Raw genomic sequence first — 1,537 nt, 5'->3', positions numbered from 1 at the left:
AACTTCGCGCCTTCGCGACCGTCCTTCAAGTCCCTATTGAAGAACTACTTGAACCGGAAGAAGAATAGACCCACGGAACGCCCTTCCGTGGGCCTTATTTTTTACTTGACATTACGGCCTAAAAGGCGTAATATAAAGGCAGAACAGAGAAAGGCGGCGATTCACATGAAATCCGGAAGCACAAAGAGCGAAACGACAATCGCGCGTTTGCGCTGTGAACGGGGGCTGACACAGGCCGCCCTGGCGAAAGGAACCGGCGTCAACATTCGGACGATCCAGAAGTTCGACAGCGGGGAACGTGGAATCGAAACCGCGTCCCTGGCTGTGGCGCTTCGGATCGCCGACTTCCTGGGCGTCCACCCGCGCGATCTGATCTGACAGCACAGCAAAGCCCCCACCCTTGCCATACGGCAAAGGCGGGGGCTGTTTTTCTTTATAGGGGGAAGGAACATGAAGAAGCGCAGATTCAAACACCTGTCCTGGAACGACCGCCTTCGGATCGAATCGTTCCTGAAATGCGGGAAGCGTGTCCAGGAGATCGCCGACGAAATCGGCGTCCACCGGAACACGATTTACAACGAACTGAAACGGGGCCGGTATATCCACCGAAATTCGGACTGGACCGAAGAAGAACGGTATAGCCCGGACATAGCCGAAGCCGCATACCGGGAAAACCTGGCCGCGAAGGGGCCTGGCCTGAAAATAGGCAAGGATCACCGCCTGGCCGCGTACATTGAACGCCGGATCGTCGAGGACGGCTATTCCCCGGCCGCCGTCCTGGGCGAAATCAAGGTCAAGGGAATCCAGTTCGACACGACGATCTGTGAAGCGACCCTGTATTCCTACATCAAGAAGGGTGTGTTCCTGACCCTGGAAGCCGCCCACCTTCCCCGCCAGGGCATGAAGAAGCGCCAATACAAGAAGGTCAAGAAGGCGGCCGCCAGGCCGTCGGCCGGCCGGAGCATAGAAAAGAGGTCCCCGGAGATCGACGACCGCGCAGAGATCGGACACTGGGAAATGGACTGTGTCGAAGGCAAGAAGAAGACGAAGGAAACCCTTCTGGTCCTGACGGAGCGGAAGGCCCGGAAGGAAATCATGGTCAAAATGAAGGACAAGACCACCGGAAGCGTCGTCGCCGCCCTGGACCGCCTTGAACGCAGATACGGAAAACTGTTCAGCAAAGTATTTCAAACGATAACAGTTGATAACGGGACAGAGTTTTCGGACGTCGCGGGCCTGGAACGGTCCTGTCTGCACAAAGGGAAGCGGACGACCGTCTTTTACTGTCACCCCTATTCTTCCTATGAGCGAGGGACCAATGAGAACACGAACGGAATGATCCGTCGCTGGTTCCCGAAGGGGACTGACTTCGGGAAGGTCACAGCGAAGGCGATCCAGGCCGTCGAAGACTGGCTGAACGCCTACCCGCGCGGGATTCTGGACTTCCGCTGTGCCGACGACGTCTTCGCCGAAGCCCTGGCCGCCCTGGTCTAAAAAGTTTTTTCAGGTTTTTTACAATTTAATCTTGACTTTTGCG

At 56.4% G+C, this 1,537-nt stretch carries 2 protein-coding genes; both read left to right on the top strand.

The features are described from left to right. Positions 1–165: 165 nt before the first annotated feature. Positions 166–378: a helix-turn-helix transcriptional regulator gene (locus tag I2G69_RS14000; protein ID WP_195560997.1), complete on the top strand. Its 213-nt coding sequence runs from the start codon at positions 166–168 to the stop codon at positions 376–378. 72 nt (positions 379–450) lie between these two features. Further along, positions 451–1,494 carry an IS30 family transposase gene (locus I2G69_RS13995; protein WP_195560996.1) on the top strand — a complete coding sequence of 348 codons (1,044 nt, stop codon included), beginning with the start codon at positions 451–453 and terminating at the stop codon, positions 1,492–1,494. Positions 1,495–1,537: the final 43 nt, after the last annotated feature.

Origin of the sequence: Anaeromassilibacillus sp. D41t1_190614_C2 (assembly GCF_015558525.1) — a bacterium.
Classification (GTDB): domain Bacteria; phylum Bacillota; class Clostridia; order Oscillospirales; family Acutalibacteraceae; genus Anaeromassilibacillus; species Anaeromassilibacillus stercoravium.
This window is presented reverse-complemented; position numbering and strand designations above follow the sequence as displayed.

Bases quoted from the DNA above. Each gene is read 5' to 3' on its own strand.
- I2G69_RS14000 (WP_195560997.1), top strand. From the start codon at position 166: ATGAAATCCGGAAGCACAAAGAGCGAAACGACAATCGCGCGTTTGCGC.
- I2G69_RS13995 (WP_195560996.1), top strand. From the start codon at position 451: ATGAAGAAGCGCAGATTCAAACACCTGTCCTGGAACGACCGCCTTCGG.